Origin of the sequence: Oceanicola sp. 22II-s10i (assembly GCF_002210105.1) — a bacterium.
Lineage (GTDB): Bacteria > Pseudomonadota > Alphaproteobacteria > Rhodobacterales > Rhodobacteraceae > Pseudooceanicola.
In genome coordinates this window covers 14,673-34,434 of the sequence record NZ_AQQU01000015.1, presented here as the reverse complement: position 1 = coordinate 34,434, position 19,762 = coordinate 14,673, and the positions used below count along the sequence as shown (strand labels likewise).

General features: G+C 67.6%; 19 protein-coding genes, 1 tRNA gene and 1 pseudogene. 11 read left to right on the top strand and 10 right to left on the bottom strand.

Annotated features, from left to right (window positions below):
* Window positions 1-60: 60 nt before the first annotated feature.
* Window positions 61-1,329 carry a polyhydroxyalkanoate depolymerase gene (gene phaZ, locus ATO6_RS22330; RefSeq protein WP_088626237.1) on the top strand — a complete coding sequence of 423 codons (1,269 nt, stop codon included), beginning with the start codon at window positions 61-63 and terminating at the stop codon, window positions 1,327-1,329.
* A 176-nt stretch (window positions 1,330-1,505) separates the two neighbouring features.
* Here the strand turns inward: phaZ and ATO6_RS22325 are convergent, their stop codons facing one another.
* Window positions 1,506-2,243: a GNAT family N-acetyltransferase gene (locus ATO6_RS22325; RefSeq protein WP_088626236.1), complete on the bottom strand. Its 738-nt coding sequence runs from the start codon at window positions 2,241-2,243 to the stop codon at window positions 1,506-1,508.
* Window positions 2,244-2,370: 127 nt separating this feature from the next.
* Complete coding sequence (locus tag ATO6_RS22320; RefSeq protein ID WP_088626235.1) at window positions 2,371-2,829, bottom strand: outer membrane protein assembly factor BamE; 459 nt, start codon at window positions 2,827-2,829, stop codon at window positions 2,371-2,373.
* Window positions 2,830-2,912: 83 nt separating this feature from the next.
* Here ATO6_RS22320 and ATO6_RS22315 point away from each other — a divergent pair, with 83 nt between their 5' ends.
* The 7 genes and pseudogenes from ATO6_RS22315 to ATO6_RS22285 all read left to right on the top strand — a co-directional run bounded on the left by ATO6_RS22315 (window position 2,913) and on the right by ATO6_RS22285 (window position 7,685).
* A complete protein-coding gene (locus tag ATO6_RS22315; RefSeq protein WP_088626234.1) occupies window positions 2,913-3,461 on the top strand; it encodes a DUF177 domain-containing protein in 549 nt (182 codons plus the stop codon).
* 201 nt (window positions 3,462-3,662) lie between these two features.
* A complete protein-coding gene (gene rpmF, locus ATO6_RS22310; protein WP_088626233.1) occupies window positions 3,663-3,869 on the top strand; it encodes a 50S ribosomal protein L32 in 207 nt (68 codons plus the stop codon).
* A gap of 20 nt (window positions 3,870-3,889) precedes the next feature.
* Window positions 3,890-4,987 (top strand): phosphate acyltransferase PlsX, encoded by a 1,098-nt coding sequence (plsX, locus tag ATO6_RS22305; RefSeq protein WP_088626232.1) that lies wholly within the window; start codon window positions 3,890-3,892, stop codon window positions 4,985-4,987.
* The gene (locus ATO6_RS22300) at window positions 4,984-5,958 is read left to right on the top strand and encodes a beta-ketoacyl-ACP synthase III (RefSeq protein WP_088626231.1); all 975 of its coding nucleotides are present in this window, start codon (window positions 4,984-4,986) and stop codon (window positions 5,956-5,958) included. Before plsX ends, ATO6_RS22300 begins: the two co-directional genes overlap by 4 nt.
* A 97-nt stretch (window positions 5,959-6,055) precedes the next feature.
* On the top strand, window positions 6,056-6,361 hold the full coding sequence (gene ihfA, locus ATO6_RS22295) for an integration host factor subunit alpha (protein WP_088626230.1): 306 nt from the start codon (window positions 6,056-6,058) through the stop codon (window positions 6,359-6,361).
* A 9-nt stretch (window positions 6,362-6,370) separates the two neighbouring features.
* Window positions 6,371-6,631, top strand: a pseudogene (locus tag ATO6_RS25625) (MerR family transcriptional regulator); the annotation flags it as partial.
* Between the two features lie 977 nt (window positions 6,632-7,608).
* A tRNA-Pro gene (locus ATO6_RS22285) sits at window positions 7,609-7,685 on the top strand.
* Between the two features lie 63 nt (window positions 7,686-7,748).
* Here the strand turns inward: ATO6_RS22285 and ATO6_RS22280 are convergent.
* Complete coding sequence (locus ATO6_RS22280; RefSeq protein WP_088626229.1) at window positions 7,749-9,539, bottom strand: cell envelope integrity protein TolA; 1,791 nt, start codon at window positions 9,537-9,539, stop codon at window positions 7,749-7,751.
* 176 nt (window positions 9,540-9,715) lie between these two features.
* Here ATO6_RS22280 and ATO6_RS22275 point away from each other — a divergent pair, with 176 nt between their 5' ends.
* On the top strand, window positions 9,716-10,951 hold the full coding sequence (locus ATO6_RS22275) for an MFS transporter (protein ID WP_088626228.1): 1,236 nt from the start codon (window positions 9,716-9,718) through the stop codon (window positions 10,949-10,951).
* Between the two features lie 983 nt (window positions 10,952-11,934).
* On the opposite strand, the gene ATO6_RS22270 is transcribed toward ATO6_RS22275, so the two are convergent.
* Window positions 11,935-12,330 (bottom strand): Zn-ribbon domain-containing OB-fold protein, encoded by a 396-nt coding sequence (locus ATO6_RS22270; RefSeq protein ID WP_088626227.1) that lies wholly within the window; start codon window positions 12,328-12,330, stop codon window positions 11,935-11,937.
* Window positions 12,330-13,487, bottom strand: coding sequence for a thiolase domain-containing protein (locus tag ATO6_RS22265; RefSeq protein ID WP_088626226.1), 1,158 nt, complete (start codon window positions 13,485-13,487; stop codon window positions 12,330-12,332). The genes ATO6_RS22270 and ATO6_RS22265 overlap by 1 nt, the downstream gene beginning before the upstream one ends.
* A gap of 158 nt (window positions 13,488-13,645) precedes the next feature.
* Here ATO6_RS22265 and ATO6_RS22260 point away from each other — a divergent pair, with 158 nt between their 5' ends.
* Together ATO6_RS22260 and ATO6_RS22255 are read left to right on the top strand one after the other, a co-directional pair.
* Window positions 13,646-14,719 carry a 2'-deoxycytidine 5'-triphosphate deaminase gene (locus ATO6_RS22260; protein WP_088626225.1) on the top strand — a complete coding sequence of 358 codons (1,074 nt, stop codon included), beginning with the start codon at window positions 13,646-13,648 and terminating at the stop codon, window positions 14,717-14,719.
* Between the two features lie 79 nt (window positions 14,720-14,798).
* Window positions 14,799-15,920 (top strand): MFS transporter, encoded by a 1,122-nt coding sequence (locus ATO6_RS22255; protein ID WP_088626224.1) that lies wholly within the window; start codon window positions 14,799-14,801, stop codon window positions 15,918-15,920.
* Window positions 15,921-15,923: 3 nt separating this feature from the next.
* On the opposite strand, the gene ATO6_RS25210 is transcribed toward ATO6_RS22255, so the two are convergent.
* The 5 genes from ATO6_RS25210 to ATO6_RS22235 all read right to left on the bottom strand — a co-directional run bounded on the left by ATO6_RS25210 (window position 15,924) and on the right by ATO6_RS22235 (window position 19,677).
* Window positions 15,924-16,064, bottom strand: a complete 141-nt coding sequence (locus tag ATO6_RS25210; protein WP_176441063.1) for a hypothetical protein — start codon at window positions 16,062-16,064, stop codon at window positions 15,924-15,926.
* 56 nt (window positions 16,065-16,120) lie between these two features.
* The gene (gene scpB / locus ATO6_RS22250) at window positions 16,121-16,810 is read right to left on the bottom strand and encodes an SMC-Scp complex subunit ScpB (protein WP_254919244.1); all 690 of its coding nucleotides are present in this window, start codon (window positions 16,808-16,810) and stop codon (window positions 16,121-16,123) included.
* Window positions 16,811-16,898: 88 nt separating this feature from the next.
* Complete coding sequence (locus ATO6_RS22245; protein ID WP_088626223.1) at window positions 16,899-17,699, bottom strand: ScpA family protein; 801 nt, start codon at window positions 17,697-17,699, stop codon at window positions 16,899-16,901.
* Between the two features lies 1 nt (window position 17,700).
* Window positions 17,701-18,696, bottom strand: a complete 996-nt coding sequence (locus ATO6_RS22240) for a glycoside hydrolase family 3 N-terminal domain-containing protein (RefSeq protein WP_088626222.1) — start codon at window positions 18,694-18,696, stop codon at window positions 17,701-17,703.
* Window positions 18,697-18,702: 6 nt separating this feature from the next.
* Window positions 18,703-19,677, bottom strand: coding sequence for an SPOR domain-containing protein (locus tag ATO6_RS22235; RefSeq protein ID WP_176441062.1), 975 nt, complete (start codon window positions 19,675-19,677; stop codon window positions 18,703-18,705).
* Window positions 19,678-19,762: the final 85 nt, after the last annotated feature.

The following is a 19,762-nucleotide window of genomic DNA, read 5'->3' as shown; positions in this document are numbered from 1 at the left end:
CCTGACGGGAGGGCTAAGCGACGGTGGAGCCAGGCTCGCCCGAACCGATTGGAGACATACATGCGCTACATGGCAACCTACGATCTTATGGAGACCGTGCGCAACACCAACCAATGGCTTGGCGCAACTGCGCAGGCCTTCGCCTCCTACCCCGCCTTCGCCATGGTCCCGAGCCCCGCGCTCAACCTGCTGGCGGCCTGGGGCGAGGTCACCGAACGCACCTTCAAGCGCATGGTGGCCAAGCCTGACTGGGGTATCCACACCGTCACCGGCGCCGACGGACGTGACCACCTCGTCACCACTGAAAAGGTGGTGGAACGGCCCTTCGGCGACCTGATCCACTTCAAGGTGGCCGGACGCGAGACGAAACACCGCAGGATCCTGCTGGTCGCGCCGATGTCGGGCCACTATGCCACCCTGCTCCGCTCGACCGTGCAGTCGCTGCTGCCGGACTGCGAGCTTTACATCACCGACTGGCACAACGCGCGGAACATCCCCGTCTCGGCGGGCAAGTTCGACATCGAGGATTACACCCTCTACCTCGTCGACTTCATGAAGGCGCTCGGCCCCGACATCAACGTCATCGCCGTCTGCCAGCCCGCGCCGCTGACGCTGGCCGCCACCGCCTACCTGGCCGAGCAGGAACCCGATGCGCAGCCGCGCACGATGACCCTGATCGGCGGCCCGATCGACCCGGACGCCACCCCCACCGAAGTCACCGATTTCGGCAACCGCGTCACCATGGGCCAGCTGGAAGAGACGATGATCCAGCAGGTCGGCTACAAGTACGCGGGCGTCGGCCGGCGGGTCTATCCGGGTCTGCTGCAGCTGACCTCGTTCATCTCGATGAACATGGACCGGCATGGCAAGGCCTTCACGGACCAGATCATGCGGACCGCGCGGGGCGAGGCGTCGGATCACGACCCGCACAACCGCTTCTACGATGAATACCTGGCCGTCATGGACATGACGGCGGAGTTCTACCTGACGACGGTGCACCGCATCTTCAAGGAACGCGAGATCGCGAAGAACGCGTTCACCGTGGCCGGGCGCAAGGTCGACATCGGGGCGATCACGAATGTCGCGGTCAAGACGGTCGAAGGCGAGAAGGACGACATCTCGGCCCCCGGCCAGTGCAAGGCCGCGCTCGGGCTGCTGACGGGGCTGCCGGAGGACAAGAAGGCCTGGCATGTCGAACCGGCGGCGGGGCACTACGGCATCTTCGCCGGCAAGTCCTGGCGCAACAACATCCGTCCGCTGGTGCTCGACTTCATCGACAGCAACGCGCCGGGTCCGAAGTCCAAGCCGAAGCTGTCCGTGGCGAAGTGACCGGCTGAGGCAGGCCGCCCCTGCCCGGCTGGGTGGCCGGGCGGTGAGGGCGCGGGGGGCTGTCTGCCCCCCATCGGCCCCCTGGGCCGATTCCCCCCGAAAGCATTTGGAACCAGAAGAAGCATGGGGCCGTGCCCTGACAGCGTCAGGCGCGCAAGGGTCCGGCGAGGGGTCTGTCAGCCTGCGGCGGTGCGCAGCAGGCGTTTACGGGCATCCGGGATGGCGCGGATTTCGAGGCCGGTGAAGACGTGCAGCGTGTTCATGTGGGTGTCGACGACGGCGTGGTCCGAAACCCAGCCGCCCATCAGGAGATAGGTCTTGAGCAGCGGCGGCATCGCGAGGGCGGCGCGCTTGAGATCCGGCTTGCGGCGCAGGCGCTGCGCGAAGCGGAAGACCTTGGGCGCCTTGACGCGGGGCAGCCAGCGCTTGGGGGCGAGGTGGCGTTCCTTGAGCATCGCGAAGGCATCGCGGTAGGCCTCGGCATCCGTGCCGTGGAAGGACGAGCAGCCGAACAGCATCTCGACCCCGTTGTCGTCCACGTAGCGGGTCATCGCGCCCCATGCGACACGCAGGATGTCGGCGTCGCGCCGGTCGGGGTGGATGCAGAATCGCCCCATCTCGACCATCGGCCCGTCGAAGTCGCGCAGGGCCGACAGCTCGTAATACTGCGCCGAATAGCTCCGGTCGATCTCGCGCCCCGCCGCGAGGGGCAGGATTCGGAAGCAGCAGACCAGTTCGCCCGACCGGGTGTCCTCGACCAGGACATGGGCGCAGATGGCGTCGAAGGCGTCGGCATCCAGCGGCGCATCCGCATCGCCGCGGAAGGTCAGTGTCCGCAGCCGTTGCGCGGCCAGCAGGTCGTCCGGGGTTTCGGCGAAGCGGGCGCGGTAGCGCCCCTTGGTCAGCGACAGCATCGTGCGCGTCCTCAGTGGCCCGTGCCCGAGAATATGGGCAGCGCCATCTGGCACACAAGATGTGACGCGGTCATGACGCGGCGCGGGCAATGCCGGTGCCACGAACCGCCGCGTCACAGGTCCGCCATCACTGGTCCAGGAAGTCGCCGGCCGAGAAGCGGCCGAGGTTGCCGAGCAGCTGGCGGATGAAGTTCTTGTTGTCGATCGAGGACGAGGTCACGCGGCGGGTCAACGGCACGACATTGCCCCGCTCCAGCCCGAAGCGTTCGACGTTGGAGACACGGCCGCCCGCGCCGAAGCTGATCGCGACCACCTGCCGCTCCACCACTTCCGGCTTGGCCGGGCCGATGGTGCGCAAACGGCTCTTGACGTAGTAGGCGCCGCTTTCGTTCAGCACCCCGCCAGTGGAGGGCATCCCGAGCTTTTCGACCACGCTGTCGCGGGTGTCCTGCCCCACGACGATGGTCTGCAGGTCCTCATCCAGCGGCACGTAGCCGTGATCCCGGTAAAGCGGAGTACAGGCCACGGTCGCCACAAGAGCAACCGCCGCACCCGACCGCACCACCCATTTCACGAAGCCCGACATATGCGTCCTCTTGCCCCGACCCTTACGGCCCTCTATCTGGCCTACATAACGCGCAATTTCCGAACAGGAAAGGATGAACGCCCATGTCCGATCCACAGCACCGGACCTATCGCGTGTCCGAGCTTTCGACCGCCCGCCCGACCGCGTTCGAGCTGCGCCCCGGCCCCGCCGAACTTGAGGCGCTGAAGCTCGATCTTGGTCTCGACGGCCTGCGGAAACTGTCCTTTGCCGGCGAGATCGCGCCCGAGGGTGCCCGCGGCTGGCGCCTGACCGGCCGGCTCGGCGCGACGGTCGTGCAGCCCTGCGTGGTCACGCTCGCCCCCGTCACGACCCGGATCGAGGAGGATGTGGAGCGGCATTTCGTGCCCGGCGTTCCCGCCCTCGACGAGCTGCCCGAGGAAATGGAGATGCCAGAGGACGACACGGTCGAGCCCCTCGGCGACCGGATCGACCCGGCGGCGGTGATGGCCGAGGCGCTGTCGCTCGCCCTGCCCCCCTATCCGCGGGCCGAGGGCGTGGAGGCCACGGCGCAGGTGTTCTCCGGGCCCGGCGTGGCGCCGATGACCGACGACGACGTGAAACCCTTTGCCGGGCTGAAGGCGCTGAAAGACAAGCTGGGCGGCGATGACTAGGACGTGACACTGCCGCACGGCGGGCGAGGCAAAGAATCGCTTGCAATGACAGGCGCCGGGAGTATTTTCGCGCGCTCATCCGTAATTGGGGTTGAATGCGGGGCCTTGGCCGGACTAAGAGCCACGCAGAGAGATGTGCGGGTCCGAAAGGGCCCTTTGCGAAACCGGGCTGCGGCCCACTGTATGAACTGAGGTTGTGACATGGCTGTCCAACAGAACAAAGTTTCCAAGTCGCGCCGCAACAACCGCCGCGCCCATGACGCGCTGGTCGCCGCGAACCCGAACGAGTGCCCGAACTGTGGCGAGCTGAAGCGTCCGCATCACGTCTGCGGCGCCTGCGGCCACTATGCCGATCGCGAAGTCGTCGCGCAGGCCGACGAGATCGACCTGGACGAAGACGCGGCGTAAGCCGTTCGGCGGGCGTCTGAATGACCGGCATCAAGACGGACGACGCCCCGGACACGGGGCGCGTCGTCATCTCGGTTGACGCCATGGGGGGCGACCGCGGTCCGGCTGCCGTCGTCGCCGGAATCGCACGTTCTGCCAAGAAGAACCCCGACATCCATTTCATCCTGCACGGCCGCAAGGCCGAGCTGGAGCGCCTGATCGGCCGCCGCCGCTGGCTGGCCGACCGCATCGACATCCGCGACGCCGCCGATGTCGTGACGATGCACGACAAGCCCAGCCACGTGATGCGCCACGGCAAGGACAGCTCGATGTGGTCCGCGCTGGACAGCGTCCGGTCGGGCGAGGCCAAGGTCTGCGTGTCCTGCGGCAACACCGGCGCCCTGATGGCGCTGTCGATGATCCGCCTGCGCAAGCTCGAAGGCGTCAACCGCCCCGCCATCGCGATCCTCTGGCCCTCGCGCAATCCGCAGGGGTTCAACGTGATGCTGGACGTGGGCGCGGACATCCGCGCAGATGAACACGACCTGCTGCAATACGCCCTGATGGGCGCGTCCTACTGCCGGAACTCGCAGCATATCGACCTGCCCCGTGTCGGCCTGCTGAACGTGGGCACCGAGGAACACAAGGGCCGGGCCGAGCTGAAGGCGGCGCACGACCTGATCGCCGCCGCCGAAGAGCGCGGCAAGTTCAAGTTCGTGGGATTCGTCGAAGGCGGGGACATTCCCGGCGACGCCTGCGACGTGATCGTGACCGACGGCTTCACCGGCAACGTCGCGCTGAAGACAGGCGAAGGCACGGCCAAGCTGATCGGCGACCTGCTGAAAGAGGCGTTCAAGTTCTCGCCCCTGTCCCGCATCGCGGCGGTGCTGGCGCTGACCTCGATGCGCCGGCTGCAGAAACGGATCGACCCGCGCCGGGTCAACGGCGGCGTGTTCCTGGGCCTCAACGGGACGGTCGTGAAATCGCACGGTTCCGCCGACGCGACCGGTATCTCGGCTGCCGTGAAACTGGCATTTTTGCTCGCCCGTTCAGGTTTCGGAGACAAGCTCGCGGCACGGGTTGCATCCTCTACCGCGCTGGCACAGGATGCCGGGACGCAGGGGGGCGGGACGGCATGACGACGCGCGCAGTGGCGACGGGCATCGGGCATTATCTGCCCGAAAAGATTATCGAAAACTCCTGGTTCGAAGACAAGCTCGACACCTCGGACGACTGGATTCGGAGCCGGTCCGGGATCGAGCGGCGGCACTTCGCAGCCGAGGGCGAGACGACCTCTCAGATGGCGGTCGAAGCCTCGCGCAAGGCGCTGGCCATGGCCGAGATCCAGCCCGACCAGATCGACGCCGTGATCGTCGCCACCTCGACCCCGGATCTGACCTTCCCCTCCGTCGCGACTATGGTGCAGAGCGGGCTCGGCATGACGCGCGGCTTCGCCTTCGACGTTCAGGCCGTTTGCGCCGGGTTCATCTATGCGCTGGCCAATGCGAACGCGCTGATCGTGTCCGGCCAGGCCGAACGCGTGCTGGTCATCGGGGCCGAGACGTTCAGCCGGATCATGGACTGGGAAGACCGGTCCACCTGCGTCCTCTTCGGTGACGGCGCAGGCGCGCTGGTGCTCGAGGCCCGGTCGGGGTCCGGCAATTCGGCGGACCGGGGGATCCTGTCCACCGACCTCAATTCCGACGGCCGATACCGCGAGATGCTCTATGTCGACGGCGGCGTCTCGACCTCGGGCACGGCGGGCAAGCTGCGGATGCAGGGCAACCCGCTGTTCCGGCAGGCGGTCGAGAAGCTGGCCTCGACGGCGGACAAGGCGCTGGAGAAGGCCAAGCTGACCCATGCGGACGTGAACTGGATCGTGCCGCATCAGGCCAACATCCGGATCATCCAGGGCACCGCCAAGAAGCTGGACGTGCCGATGGACCGGGTCATCGTGACCGTTCAGGACCACGGCAACACCTCGGCGGCGTCGATTCCCCTCGCCCTGTCCGTGGGCGTCGCGCAGGGCAAGATTCGCCCCGGGGACCTGCTGGTGGCCGAAGCCATCGGCGGCGGACTGGCCTGGGGCGCCGTGGTGCTGCGGTGGTAGGCGAATAAACCGCACATAAACTCTACCGGCTAACCACCCGTTATTGACTCGGTTTTTCCGCCCGCCCTATGGTTGTGGAACACAGAGGGGAATTGGGATGAGCGAAAAGACACTGACACGCATGGATCTGAGCGAAGCCGTCTTCCGCGAGGTCGGCCTGTCCCGCAACGAATCCGCGCAACTGGTTGAATCCGTTCTGCAACATATGTCCGACGCGCTGGTTCGCAGCGAACAGGTCAAGATTTCCTCCTTCGGGACCTTCTCGGTCCGGGAAAAGGCCGCCCGGATCGGCCGCAACCCCAAGACCGGGACCGAAGTGCCGATCAACCCGCGCCGGGTGCTGTCCTTCCGTCCCTCGCAGCTCATGAAAGAGCAGGTCGCCGAAGGCAATCGACGCAAGTAAGGCTGCGACATGGCAAAATCGGCGGACGCGTTTCGCACCATCTCCGAAGTGGCGGAGTGGCTGGATACACCGGCCCATGTCCTTCGGTTCTGGGAAAGCAAGTTCACGCAGGTCAAACCTGTGAAACGGGCTGGCGGACGCCGGTATTACCGGCCTGCGGACATGGAACTGCTGGGCGGGATCAAGCACCTGCTGCACGAAGAGGGCATGACCATAAAGGGCGTGCAGAAGCTGCTGCGTGACCGTGGTGCGGCCCATGTGGCCGGCCTGTCGCGTCCGCTGGGCGACGACGACGCGCCTGCTGCCTTCGATGTGGAGCAATCGGAACAGCCGCCCGCGACCGTCCTGCCGTTTCGCGGCGGCGAGTCGGCGGCGCCCGCCGCGCCCGCACGTGAACCCGCACCGGTCGCCGAAGAACCGGACGACGGCGATGCCATCCCGGACTACGAGCCGCCCGAATACAGCGGAGAAGCCGAGCCATCGGAAACCGCCGCCGAACGCGCTGAACGGATGCCGCCGATGCCCCCGATGCCGCCCTCCGATCATTGGGAAGAGGATGACGGAGCCGATCAGCGCAGTTTCGACCTGAGCGCGGTCAAGGAGCGTGCCGAGGCGATGGAGGCCCGCCGTGCGCCGTCGCCGGAAACTGACACGCTGTCTAACCGTGCCGACGCTGAGGCGCTGGACGAAACCGGCGGGGATGCAGCAGCCGCAGCCGATACCCGCGATGATGGCGAGAGCAGCGGGTTCGATGTCCCCGCGAAGGTGGAGACGGAGGCCGACGGCACAATCCAGGACGAACCGGTCTCTGCCGACATGGCCCCGGTGGACCCGGAACCGGAACTGCACGACGATACCACCCCCGGCGCTTCCGACCTCACGCCGGAGCCGCCGGCAGAAGCGCCAGCCGAAACCGCGCTTGAACCGGTCGAGCCGACGCCCGAGCCGACGCCAGTCGCGGAAATCGCTGCCCCTCTGCCCGAGGACACTCCGGTTCCGGCGCCCGCGGCGTCCACGGACCTGCCCGAGACGGATCCCGCAGAACCGGCAACGCAGGACCTTCCCGAAGGTCCGCTGGCGGTGATCGCCTCGCGCCGTCCGCCGCTGTCACCCGAGGGCGCGGCCAAGATCGCACCGCTGTTGCAGCAGCTTGCCGACTGGGCCCGCAGCCGCCGTCCGATGTAAGCGCGGGGCCGGGCGATTTGCCCTTGCCCTTGCAGTCAGATTTGATAGGAACCCCGTCACGTCGGGCTATAGCGCAGCCTGGTAGCGCGTCCGTCTGGGGGACGGAAGGTCGCAGGTTCGAGTCCTGCTAGCCCGACCAATCATCTACCGACGTCATCAGCTGTCCGCCCCGGTCAAGGGCGCCGGTGTCCGGGCCCAGCGGTCAGCATTCCGGGTCCGGCGGGCTGTCCGTCGACCGCACGGCGGTCGGGCTTCGATCCACGCGGTCGCCCCGGCGGAACTCCTCCTCCATCTCCTCGGCATCCTCCCTCATCAACGACAGGGCCCGCGACTCGCTGTCTGTCACCCATGTCCTTTCGTCATTGCCGGCATCCGCCTCGGCGCTCTCGCGCCAGCGCTCCATCTGGTGGTCGCCGACGAACATCACCACGTGCGAGCCGAAAATCGGGTTCGCTCTCCAGCATTTCCAGCCCGACCGGTCTTGAAGGACATAGACCTGCCGCGAAGCGATCACCCGCGTCTCGTCCCTCCCGAGCTCCCGGACCGTGCCGATTTCACGCCCCCGCGGCTTGACCATGAAGAAATACTCGTGCCCGCGCGGGATGTTCTTGGCGATCTCGGCCCGCGTCCGCAGGTCCCCGGCCTGCCGCGATGATGCACTTCGGTCGATGACGCTGCTTCGGATACCGGTGCCGGGGAAGGGATTCCGCCTGTGGAACTTGCCGTCCTTGACCCAGCCTTTCCGCACCGCGCCGCTGGCGAAATACATCACCCCCCTGGCGTCGCCGAACGCGCCAAGGAAATGGCCCTTGAAGCGATTGCCGTTGCGGATGCGCGCCTCGCCATCGCCGCGGGGCTTCCCCTCCTTGAAATGTCCTTCGTAGACGGTGCCCGACGTGAAGGTATAGACACCCTGCCCGTGCCGCTGGCCGTTCTCCCAATCCCCCGTGTAGGTGTTGCCGCTGGCATAGCGGTAGGTCCCCTGCCCGTGCTTCTTTCCCGCCTGCCACTCCCCGTCATAGCGGTTGCCGTCCGGATGCTCGTATGTGCCCTGGCCATGCCGCAGGCCGTCGCGAAATTCGCCCCGGTAGGTCGCTCCGCTGCTGTACTTGACGACGTGGAAGCCGGATCGCGTCTTTCGCGTCTCTTCGGCCTGGCGCGCCCTTTCGGCCTCGTCCTGCCGGGCCGCCGCGCGGGCGCGGCGGTCGGCTTCTTCCTGTTCGCGCTGAAGTCGCGGCGCGTCCAGCGCGGCCTGGAACCGCGCGTCATCCTCGGCGGACCGCTGCGCCTCTGCGGCCAGCTGCGCCTCGGTCTTTCCGTAGTCGGGGCCTGCCGAAGCGCGACCCTGCGGCGGATCGAACGCGCCCGTCAGCCATGCACCACCCGTGCCGACCGCGAGGAACCCCAGCAGGAGCAGCGGGAACACCACGCGCTTGGTGCGCCGGTTCTCGGCCTCTTCGCGCTGGCGATATCGTTCCTTCTGCGCCGCCTCCGCCTCACGCCGTTCAGCTTCGGCCTTGTCGCGCGCCTCCGCCTCGGCACGGGCTTTTCCCCCCCCCTGCCGCTCCAGTTCGGCGCGCTTCAAAGCTTGGCGTTCGGCCTCCGCCTGTTCCAGCGCCTGCCGCTCCGCGGTCCGCCGGTCCGCCTCCGCTTTTTCTTCCGCCCGCCGCTCCGCCTCGGCATTCTCAGCCGCCTGCCGCTCCGGCTCAGCCTGCTCCTTCGCCTGCCGGTCTGCGTCGTCGGAGCCTTCCTCGTCCGAGGCCACGACCTGCCGGAACACCGCCAGCGGCGCTCCGGGCTCCGTCAGCAGCGTGTTCACGGCGGTCCGCGTTTCCTCGACTTCGCCGTCGAACGGCACAGCCAGTTCGGTCCGCCGCCCGGTGCCGGCCTTCTCCAGCACGGCAAAGACCTCGCCCTTTGCCAGTCGTGTGCCGCCCGCTCGTATCGAGATCAGATAATAGGGGTGCGCGTCGGCATCCCCCGGAACTTTCAAGGCAATTCGGCGAGACATGCGTCAGTGAAACACAGCGGAAAACTGCCGATCAACCCCTGGGTCGCAGATCCCAGACCACCCTCGCCACGAATTGTGTCGCGGATTGCACTTCCATGTCGCCCGCCGATCAGACCGGCACGTCACCCTCCTGTTGATGCGAGGCAGAGACTGCACCCATGTTCGAACGACGCATCCCCGAGTGGCTTCGCCACGCCCCTGCCCCATCGGTGGCCGGCTTCGCCCGTATCGCCGGGTTCGAGGCAGCGGCGCGGGGCATCCTGATCTCGGTCTTTCCGGTCGCCATGTTCGACGCTCTGAAGGACGCCGCGCTGGTCAGCTCGGTCTATTTCGCGGTCGGGATCGTGTCGCTGTGCACCGGGCTGATGGTGCCCTGGCTGAACCGCTACGTGCCGCGCCGCTGGATCTATTCCATCGGCGCCCTGCTCTATGTCGCGGGCGCACTGGTGGCGATCTTCGGGCCGCCGCAGGCGATCGTTCTGGCACTGGCGATGAACTCCTTCGCGACGGTCATCACCTTCGTCTGCTTCAACGCCTATGTGCTCGACTACATCGCACGGGTGGAGCTGGGGCGGAACGAGACGCTGAAGATGTTCTATTCGGCGCTCGGCTGGACTGTCGGCCCGGTGCTGGGCGTCGCGCTGTGGAGCTGGTGGCGTCCGGCGCCGTTCCTGATCGCCGCCGTCGCGGCCTCGGCCATGCTGGGCATGTTCCTCTACATGCGGCTTGGCAACGGCAAGCTGATCACGCGGGCCACGCGGCCTGCACCCAACCCGGTCGCCTTCCTCGGCCGCTTCGCCGCGCAGCCCCGGCTGGTGGCGGGCTGGCTCTTTGCCGTGATCCGCTCGTCCGGGTGGTGGGCCTATATCGTCTACCTGCCGATATTCGCCGTGTCGCAGGGGTTGGGCGACCAGCTTGGCGGGCGACTCCTGTCGGTCACGAACGCGGCGCTGTTCCTCGCCCCGGTGATCCTGCGCTGGTTGCAAGCGCGGTCGGTGCGGACGGGGGTGCGGACCGGGTTCATGGCGACCGCGGTGCTGTTCATCGCGGCGACCGTCGGCTCGGGCCTGCCCTGGGTGACTGTGTGCTGCCTGTTCGCCGCCAGCTTCTTCCTGATCCTGCTCGACGTCTGCGGAGGTCTGCCGTTCCTGATGGCGGTGAAGCCGTCGGAACGGACCGAGATGTCGGCGGTCTATTCGTCCTATCGCGACGTGTCCGGGATCGCCACGCCGGGTCTGGCCTGGCTGGTCCTGCTGGTTGCGCCGATCGCCGGGATATTCGCAGTGGCCGGGTCGGCCTGCCTGATCGGCTGGGCCATTGCCGGACGGCTGAATCCCCGGCTGGGGCGGGCACGGGTGGCACCGGGCATACCGGGCGGCGTCGCCGCCGAGTGACGCCGGAGGGCAGCGCATGGCCGTGGTCGGGCGCTGCTACGGCCCCGGTCCGCGCTTAATGACAACACCACCCCTGCTGCCCGATCCGCGCGCTGGCGGTGACGAAGCGCACGGCCGCCGGGACGGCCATGCGCTGCCCGGGCCACTGCCTGGCTGTTCCGGGCGGGGTGCTCGGATCGGAGAAAGAGAAAGCACCTCCCTTTCCCTTCGAGAACAGACTGACAGAGGGCATCGCATGGCCGTGGCCTTGCGCTGCAACGCCACCGGTCCGCGCTTTATGACAACGCCCCGCGCGCCGTCCGATCCGCGCACTGGCGGTAAAGAAGCACCCGGCCGTGGGGACGGCCGTGCGCTGCCCGGGCCACTGCCTGGCTGTTCCGGGCGGGGTGCTCTTGGATCGGAGAAAGAGAAAGCGCCTCCCTTTCCCTTCGAGAACAGACTGACAGAGGGCATCGCATGGCCGTGGCCTTGCGCTGCAACGCCACCGGTCCGCGCTTTATGGCAACGCCCCGCGCGCCGTCCGATCCGCGCCCTGACGGTGAGGAAGCGCACGGCCGTGGGGACGGCCATGCGCTGCCCGGGCCACTGCCTGGCTGCTCCGGGCGGGGTGCTTGGATCGGAGAAAGAGAAAGCGCCTCCCTCTACCTTCGAGAAAAGACTGACAGAGGGTATCGCATGGCCGTGGCCTTGCGCCGCAACGCCACCGGTCCGCGCTTTATGGCAACGCCCCGCGCGCCGTCCGATCCGCGCGCTGGCGGTGACGAAGCGCACGGCCGCCGGGACGGCCATGCGCTGCCCGGGCCACTGCGTGGCTGTTCCGGGCGGGGCGCTTGGATCGGGCCGGGGTCGCAGGCCACCGACCCGCTGGATCCAGGGCAGACCTCGGACGCGGCGCATCATCCACGGCTTCACCCGACCCGGGCAGCCCGACGAAAAAAGGGCGCACCCGCAGGCGCGCCCTTTCCATTCGAATTTCCAAACCCTCAGGCGAGGTCGGCGAACATGTAGACGTCGTCGTCGCTGATCTTGTCGAAGACGATCTTGGCCCGCTTGCCGATCTCCAGCCCGTCGGTCACGCCGTCACGGAAACGGACATAAACATACGGCCCGCCGTCCAGCTTGACATAGCCAAGCGCGAACGGCCCGGTCGGCGACTTGCGCATGACGGTCCAGGTGTAGATCTCGCCATCGCCGGAATGCTCTTCCCACTTGGTCTCGGCCTTGTGGCAGAGCGGGCAGAGCGTGCGCGGATACCAGTGGATCTCACCGCATTCGGGGCAGCGGCGGACCATGAACTTGCCCTCCTTCGCCTGCTCCCAGAAGTAGGTGGTTTCCTCGTTCTTGGCGACCTTGGGGTATTTGTGAATGATCTCGACCATTATCCACGCTCCAGTACTGCTGCTGCGGACCCGTGGCGGACGGTCAGCGTCCCGCCGATCCCGGTGACGAGGGCGATGTCACAGTTGGGCACCTGCACCTTGGGATGCGCCTCGCCGCGCAGCTGGCGCACGGCCTCCAGCACCTTGGTCATGCCGCCGCGGTTGACGGGGTGGTTGTTGCACAGACCGCCGCCATCGGTGTTGAACGGCAGCTTGCCGACACCCGAGATCAGGTTGCCGTCCATGACGAACTTGCCACCCTCGCCCTTCTTGCAGAAGCCCATGTCCTCGATCTGCATCAGCACGGTGATGGTGAACGAGTCGTAGATCGAGGCGTACTTGATATCCGCCGTGGTCACGCCGGCCAGTTCCAGCGTCTTGGGACCGGAGACGGCCAGACCCGATGTGGTCAGGTCCATGTCCTTGCCACCGGCCTGCCCCTTGAGGAACTGCGCCGCCGAGAGGACGTTCACGATCGGCTTGCCCAGCGACTTGGCGATTTCCGGGGTGGTCATGATGAAGGCGCCGCCGCCTTCGGACACGACGCAGCAGTCGAACATGTGCAGCGGGTCCGCGATCATCGGAGAGTTGACCACGTCCTCGACCGTCACGACATCCTGCAGCATCGCATGCGGGTTGTACTGCGCGTGCTGCGAGGCCGCGACCTTGATCCACGCCAGCTGTTCCGACGTGGTGCCGTATTCGTGCATGTGGCGGCGGGCCGCCAGCGCGTAGAGGTTCGGCGGAGAGCCGTTGTAGCCGGTCTCGAACCCCTGCTCGAAGCCCGGAACACGCGGGGTCGGCGGCGCGGTGCGGGGCTTGCCCGCCAGCGTGCAGAGCGCGACCTTGCATTTGCCCATCACGATGGCCTCGGCCATCTTGCCGACGTGCATGACGTAGGACGACCCGCCCGTGTCCGTCGTGTCGTAATGGGTCAGCTGGTTGGTCAGGCCCAGGTATTCGGCCATCGCCATCGCCCCGCCCGGCGCGTCGCCGCCACAGAAGTAGCCGTCGACATCTTCCCAGCTCAGCCCCGCATCCTTCAGCGCACCGTCCGCGACATCGGCATGCAGCTGCCAGATGGACTGGTCGGGGCACTTTCTGAGGGGATATTCGTAAATGCCCACGATGCAGGCTTTGCGTTTGATATCACTCATCGGTTGTCCTCTTCCCGTGATCGCTGCCGATCCTACTTGCCGATCGGTCAATGTCCAGAACGCTTGGCCCATTCCGGTCGTACTTTTCATCCATATGTTATGGCTTTAGTGTCAGCTTCCGATCTGCCCGGCGGGCGGATGCCAGCGAAAGGGACGGGATGAGCGGGATCTGTGCAAGCCAGCGGTTGCGGCGGATGATCGACGCGGGCGAGATCCGGGCCGATCCCGGAATCACCGACGCGCAGATCCAGCCGGCCAGCCTCGACCTGCGGCTCGGGACACGGGCGTGGCGCGTGCGGGCGTCGTTCCTGACCGGGCACGGACGGACCGTCGCCGAGCGGCTGGCGGAATTCGAGATGCACCAGGTCGACTTGACGCAGGGCGCGGTGCTGGAAAAGGGCTGCGTCTATGTCGTGCCGCTGATGGAGAGCCTCGCGCTTTCCTCCGGGATCGAGGCGGCGGCGAACGCCAAGAGCTCGACCGGGCGGCTGGACCTGCTGACGCGGGTGATCACCGACGGGGGCGAGGAATTCGACCGGATCCCCGAGGGTTACAACGGCCCGCTCTATGCCGAGATCTGTCCCCGCTCCTTCTCGGTCCTCGTGCGGCCGGGGATGCGGCTGAACCAGATCCGCTTCCGCGACGGCGCGGCGCGGCTGGACGATGCAGCGCTGCGCTCGCTGCACGGCAAGGTGCCACTGGTGGACGGCGAGGCGGTGATCGACGAGGGGCTGGGATTCTCCGTCGACCTGCGCCCCGAGAGCGGCGATCTGGTCGGCTACCGCGCCAAGCCGCATACGGGGATCATCGACCTCGACCGGATCGGGTATTACGACCCCGCGGATTACTGGGAAGAGGTGCGCAGCAAGAACGGCCAGATCATCCTCGACCCCGGCGCGTTCTACATCCTCGTCAGCCGCGAGGCCGTCTGCATCCCCCCCGACCACGCCGCCGAGATGGCGCCCTATGTCGCCATGGTGGGCGAGTTCCGCGTGCATTACGCGGGCTTCTTCGATCCCGGCTTCGGCTGGGCCGAGGCGGGCGGCGCGGGATCGCGCGGGGTGCTCGAGGTTCGGTGCCACGAAGCACCCTTCGTGCTGGAGCACGGACAGGTGGTCGGACGCCTGATCTACGAGCGGATGGAAGAGGTGCCCGAAACGCTCTACGGCGCGGGGATCGCGTCGAACTACCAGGGCCAGGGGCTGAAACTTTCCAAGCATTTCAAGGCGTAACCGGGCCAGCCGGACACCGCCTTCCCTTTCCCGCGCGCCGCCCGTAGTGTCGGGCGGCGCGCGTTTTCCAAGGCCCCCCATGCGTCTCAGCCCCCTTGCCCTGCTCATCGCGGCCATCGCGGTCGTCGGCGCCGTGTCGATGGTGCTGGCGCCCATTACGGCCGCCGTGGCGGCCGATCTCGGCGTCGCGCCGGTGGCCGTGGTGCGCGCGGGCGCGGCCTTCGGGCTGGCGACGATGTTCTCGGCGTTGTTCCTCGCCCCGCGCGGGGACGCGATAGGGGCGGACCGGGCGCTGATGCAGGCGCTCGTGGTGCAGATCGTGGGACTGGGCCTGTCGGCCGCCGCGCCGGGCGTGGTCTGGCTGGCGCTGGCGCAGGCCATCGCCGGGGTCGGCTCCGGCATGGCGTTGCCGGCAATCTACGGCCTTGCACCGCAGGTGGTGCCCAAGGGGCAGGAGAACCGGGCCGTCGGCAAGGTGCTGAGCGGATGGGTCGTGGCCCTGACGGCGGGTGTCGCCGGGTCCGGCTTCGTCGCGGAATACCTCGGCTGGAGGACAGTTTACGCGACATTCTTCGCGCTCGACCTCGTGGTGCTTCTGCTGCTCCGCCGCCTGTCGCTGGAGGTGTCCCGCGGGCAGCCGACCTCGCCCCTGACCGCGCTCAAGGTGCCGGGCATCTGGCCGGCCCTGTTCGGCGCGTTCTGCATGATGCTGTCCTTCTACGGCACCTACGCCTTCCTCGGCGCGCATGTGGGCGACGTGCTGGGCCGGGGCGCGGACGGGGCGGGTTGGGTGACGCTGTGCTACGGCACCGGGTTCGGCCTGTCGCTGCTCCTGGACAACATGCTCGACCGCCTGCCGCGACGGGTTGCGGGGGCGCTGAGCATGGGGGGACTCGCCCTGACCTACGGCGCGATGGCCGTGACAGGTTCGGGCTATACCGCCCTGTTATTCATAGCTTTGTTCTGGGGGATCACGCAGCACGCCGCGCTGAATTTCGCCATCTCGCGCCTTGCCGCGCTGGACATCCGGCAGCGGGGCGCGGTGCTGGGTCTGAACTCGGCCCAGACATATCTGGCGGTAATGCTGGGCGCGCTGGCTTTCCAGTGGCCCTATGCCGCGGGCGGGTTCGCCGCCTGCGCAGCCGGGTCCTGCGCGCTCGCCCTTGCGGGCGCGGTCGAGGCCACCCGGATCAGGGGCTGATTGTCAGTAGTCGTCGTGCTGACGCTGTTTGGGCTGCTTGCGGCCCTTGCCCGACATTCTGTCGAAGCCGGCATTGACGCCCTTGCCGACGATGCGGCGGATCACCTGGTTGATGACCATGTTGATGATGCGGTTGAGGTCCATCGTGCTCTCCTGTCTCAAATCACAATATAACGCAGGATCCCGCCTTTTTCAGGGCCTTATTCGTCATCCTGCGGGTCTTCTCCGGGCCGGAACATGTCCACCTGCCCGGCGTCGTCGCCGTCTTCCTCGTCCTCCATGCCGGTTCCCGGCGGCGGCCGGTTGTCCAGCAGACCCGCCGCCCGGAGGTCTTTGAGCCCTGGCAGATCGCGGGCGCTCTCCAGCCCGAAATGGTTCAGAAAATGGGGGGTTACGACGAATGTCACCGGGCGGCCCGGCGTCATCTTGCGGCGGCCGAAGCGGATCCAGTCAAGCTCCAGCAGCTGGTCCACGGTGCCGCGCGAAACCGAGACGCCGCGGATTTCCTCGATCTCGGCGCGGGTCACGGGCTGGTGATAGGCGACGATGGCCAGCGTCTCGATCGCAGCGCGGCTGAGCTTGCGGGTCTCGACCGTTTCCTTCTGCATGAGAAACCCGAGATCGGGCGCGGTGCGGATCGCCCAGCCTTCGCCCACGCGGACCACGTTGATCCCCCGCCCCTCGTAGCGTTTCCTGAGCGCCTGAACCGCCACGGCACCGTCGGCGCCATGCGGCATCCGGGCGTTCAGTTCGGCCACGGTCACAGGATCGGCGGTCGCGAACAGGATCGCCTCGACCATGCGCTCCTGCTCCGCCTCGGGCGGCGCTTCGAAGAGCGTGTCGCGGATCGGCTGGTCGGCCGTTTCATCGGTTTCGGGGCGATCTGTCACGTCGGTATCACGCTGGTATCACGTCGGAAACGCATCGGCCTGTCGCACCGACGCGGAAACGCGTGTCTGCACCGAAGCGCACACCTAATCAACCCTCGCCACGCGGGCGTTCGCGGCGGCGCAGCTGGATAGCGCCGAAGGTGTCGCTCTGCCGGATCTCGACCAGCCCCTCCTTGGCCAGTTCCAGCGAAGCGGCGAAGGTGGCGGCGTGCGAGGACCGGCGGCTCATGCGGTCGGTCTTCCAGTCGTCGGGCAGATAGGTGGCGATATCGGTCCATGTGCCGGCAAAACCGATCAGGCGGCGCATACGTTCCAGCGATTGTTCCATCGTATGGATGTGCTGGCGGTCCATGACGAAGGGGCGGAATTCGTCCTTGGTGCGGATCCGGGCATAGGCCTGCATGAGATCCAGAAGCGTCGCGGTATAGGTCACCTTGCGGACGCGGGTCACGTCCTCGGTGATGCCGCGCGGAAAGAAGTCGCGGCCAAGCTGGTCGCGGCCCATCAGGCGTGCGGCCACGTCCCGCATCGCGGCGAGACGTTCGAGCTGGAAGGCGAGGTGCGCCGCCAGTTCCTCGCCCGAGGGGCCGTCCTCGGTCGGGTCGGGCGGCAGCAGCAGGCGGGACTTCAGGAAGGCGAGCCATGCGGCCATGACGAGGTAGTCGGCGGCCAGTTCGATGCGGAGTTCGCGGGCCTTTTCGACAAAGCCCAGATACTGGCGCGCGAGTTGCAGGACCGAGATCTTGAGCAGGTCGACCTTCTGCGTCCGCGCCATCGTCAAGAGCAGGTCGAGCGGCCCCTCGAACCCGTCCACATCGACGATCAGCGCCTCGGCGGCGAGGCGTTCCTCGACCGAGAGCTTGTCTTCCTCGAATGTGTCCTCGGCCACGTCAGCCCCCGCTCAAGAGAGCCGCGAGTCTGGCCTCCATGGCGGGAATGTCAATCTGGTCCGGTTCACGGCGGGCGGCCATCGCCCGCTCGGCGCGCGCCTGCGCCTCCGGTCCCATGCGGCCGGAGGCATCCGCGACGGCCGTCCGCGTCTCCAGGTCGGCGTTGCACAGCAGGACCACGTCGCAGCCCGCGTCGAGCGAGGCACGGGCGAGATCGGCGGGCGTGCCCTTGAGCGCCTTCATCGAGATGTCGTCGGTCATCAGCAGGCCGTCGAACCCGAGGTCCCGGCGGATCGTCTCGATCATGGGCGCATGCAGCGTGGCGGGCAGATCGCCCCACGCGGGGAAGGTGATATGCGCGGTCATCCCGAGCGGCAGGTCATTCAACTCGCGGAACGGCACCGCGTCCGAGGTCGCCCAGTCCAGCGGGCTGACATCGACCACCGGCAGTTCGAGATGGCTGTCGGCCACGGCGCGGCCATGGCCGGGGATGTGCTTGACCACCGGCAGGACACCGCCCGCCAGGTGTGCGACGGCGACGGACCGGCCGATCGCCGCGACCTCTTCGGGGTCCGTGCCGTAGCAGCGGTTCCTCAGGAAGGGGTGCGTTTCGTCAGAGGCGACGTCGACCAGCGGGGCACAGTTGCAGTCGACCCCGACCGCGCGCAGTTCGTCCGCGATCAGGCGATACCGCAGATACATTGCCTCGTCGGCATGGGCCCCTGCCCGTTCGACATGTTCGAGCGGCGGCAGCCACTCGCGCCAGTGCGGCGCGCGCAGGCGCTGGACGCGCCCGCCCTCCTGATCGATCAGGATGGGCACATCGCGGCCGACCGCATCGCGCATTTCGGCGGTCAGGGCGCGGACCTGGTCAGGCGTGTCGATGTTGCGGGCAAACAGGATGAAGCCGAAGGGATCGGCGCTGCGGAACAGCGCCTTTTCGGCGGCGGTGAGGGTCAGCCCCTCGGCGTCAAGGATCGTGGCACCGAATGCCATGGCGGCCTACCGGGACACGACGGGGATACATTCCGTCTGCTGCGCGACGAAGGCGGCGCAGAAACGGCGGGCGTCCGAGAGGTCGGCGAAGCCGGTGGCGCGGAGACGGTAGAAGGTGCGGCCGCCGGACGCGGCCTCTTCGACCACGCGGCCCTTGCCTTCGAGGAAGTCGGCAAAGATCGTGTCCAGCCGGTCCCATTCCTTCTTGGCCGCCGCGACGGAGTCGAAGGCGCCAAGCTGGGCAAGACGGGTGCCGACCGGCAGCGTCGCCGGGTCCACGTCGATCGAGGCCGGCGCGGCACTGGTGGCGACGGCGGCGGCGACGGCGTTTTCGATCGCCGAATTGCCACCGGACGGCAGAGCCTGCGCCGTGACCGCAGCGGGTCGCAGCGCGGAGAGCCCGGCCGGCCGCATCTTGGGCCGCAAAGATCGGGACAGCCCATCGAGCGAGGCGGTACTTTCGGCCGGCGTCTCGACATCACCCAGCTCGGCCCCGGCGGTGGTCTCTTCCTCGTCGGGGGTGGTGTCGCTCAGCGGCGCGACACCGAGCGCGAGCTGCGCGGCCAGTTTCTCCATCGCGACGCGGGTCACTGTCGTGTCCCCGCCATCGGTTTCCTCGGCGACGGTTCCGGTGGACTCTTTCGTCTCGGTCGCGGTTTCCGCGGCCGGGGCCGTCGCGACCTTGGCCGCCGACTTGCTGACGGCGGGGCGCTCGGGCAGCGATCCCATCGGCAGATCCTCGGCCCGGAGCGTGGCGGCCGACGGCGCAAGTATGACACGGTCGGGCAGCGGGGCCGAACCTTCGCCGGCCACGTGGTTCACCGAAAGGCCCTGGTTCGGGGCGGGCACGCCGCCCGGTTCCTGCGGGCGGATGCGCATGTCGCCCTCGACGGCCCGGATCACCGGCACCCCCGAAACGTCCCGCGCCAGCATCTTGTAGCCCCAGACACCCACCCCGAGGACAAGCGCCAGGGACAGCACCGCGGCCGTCGCATTGACTATGGTTCCAATCGGGATTGCCTCAACCCCCGCGTCACGGGGGTCTGCCTGTATCTGTGCCATCTCG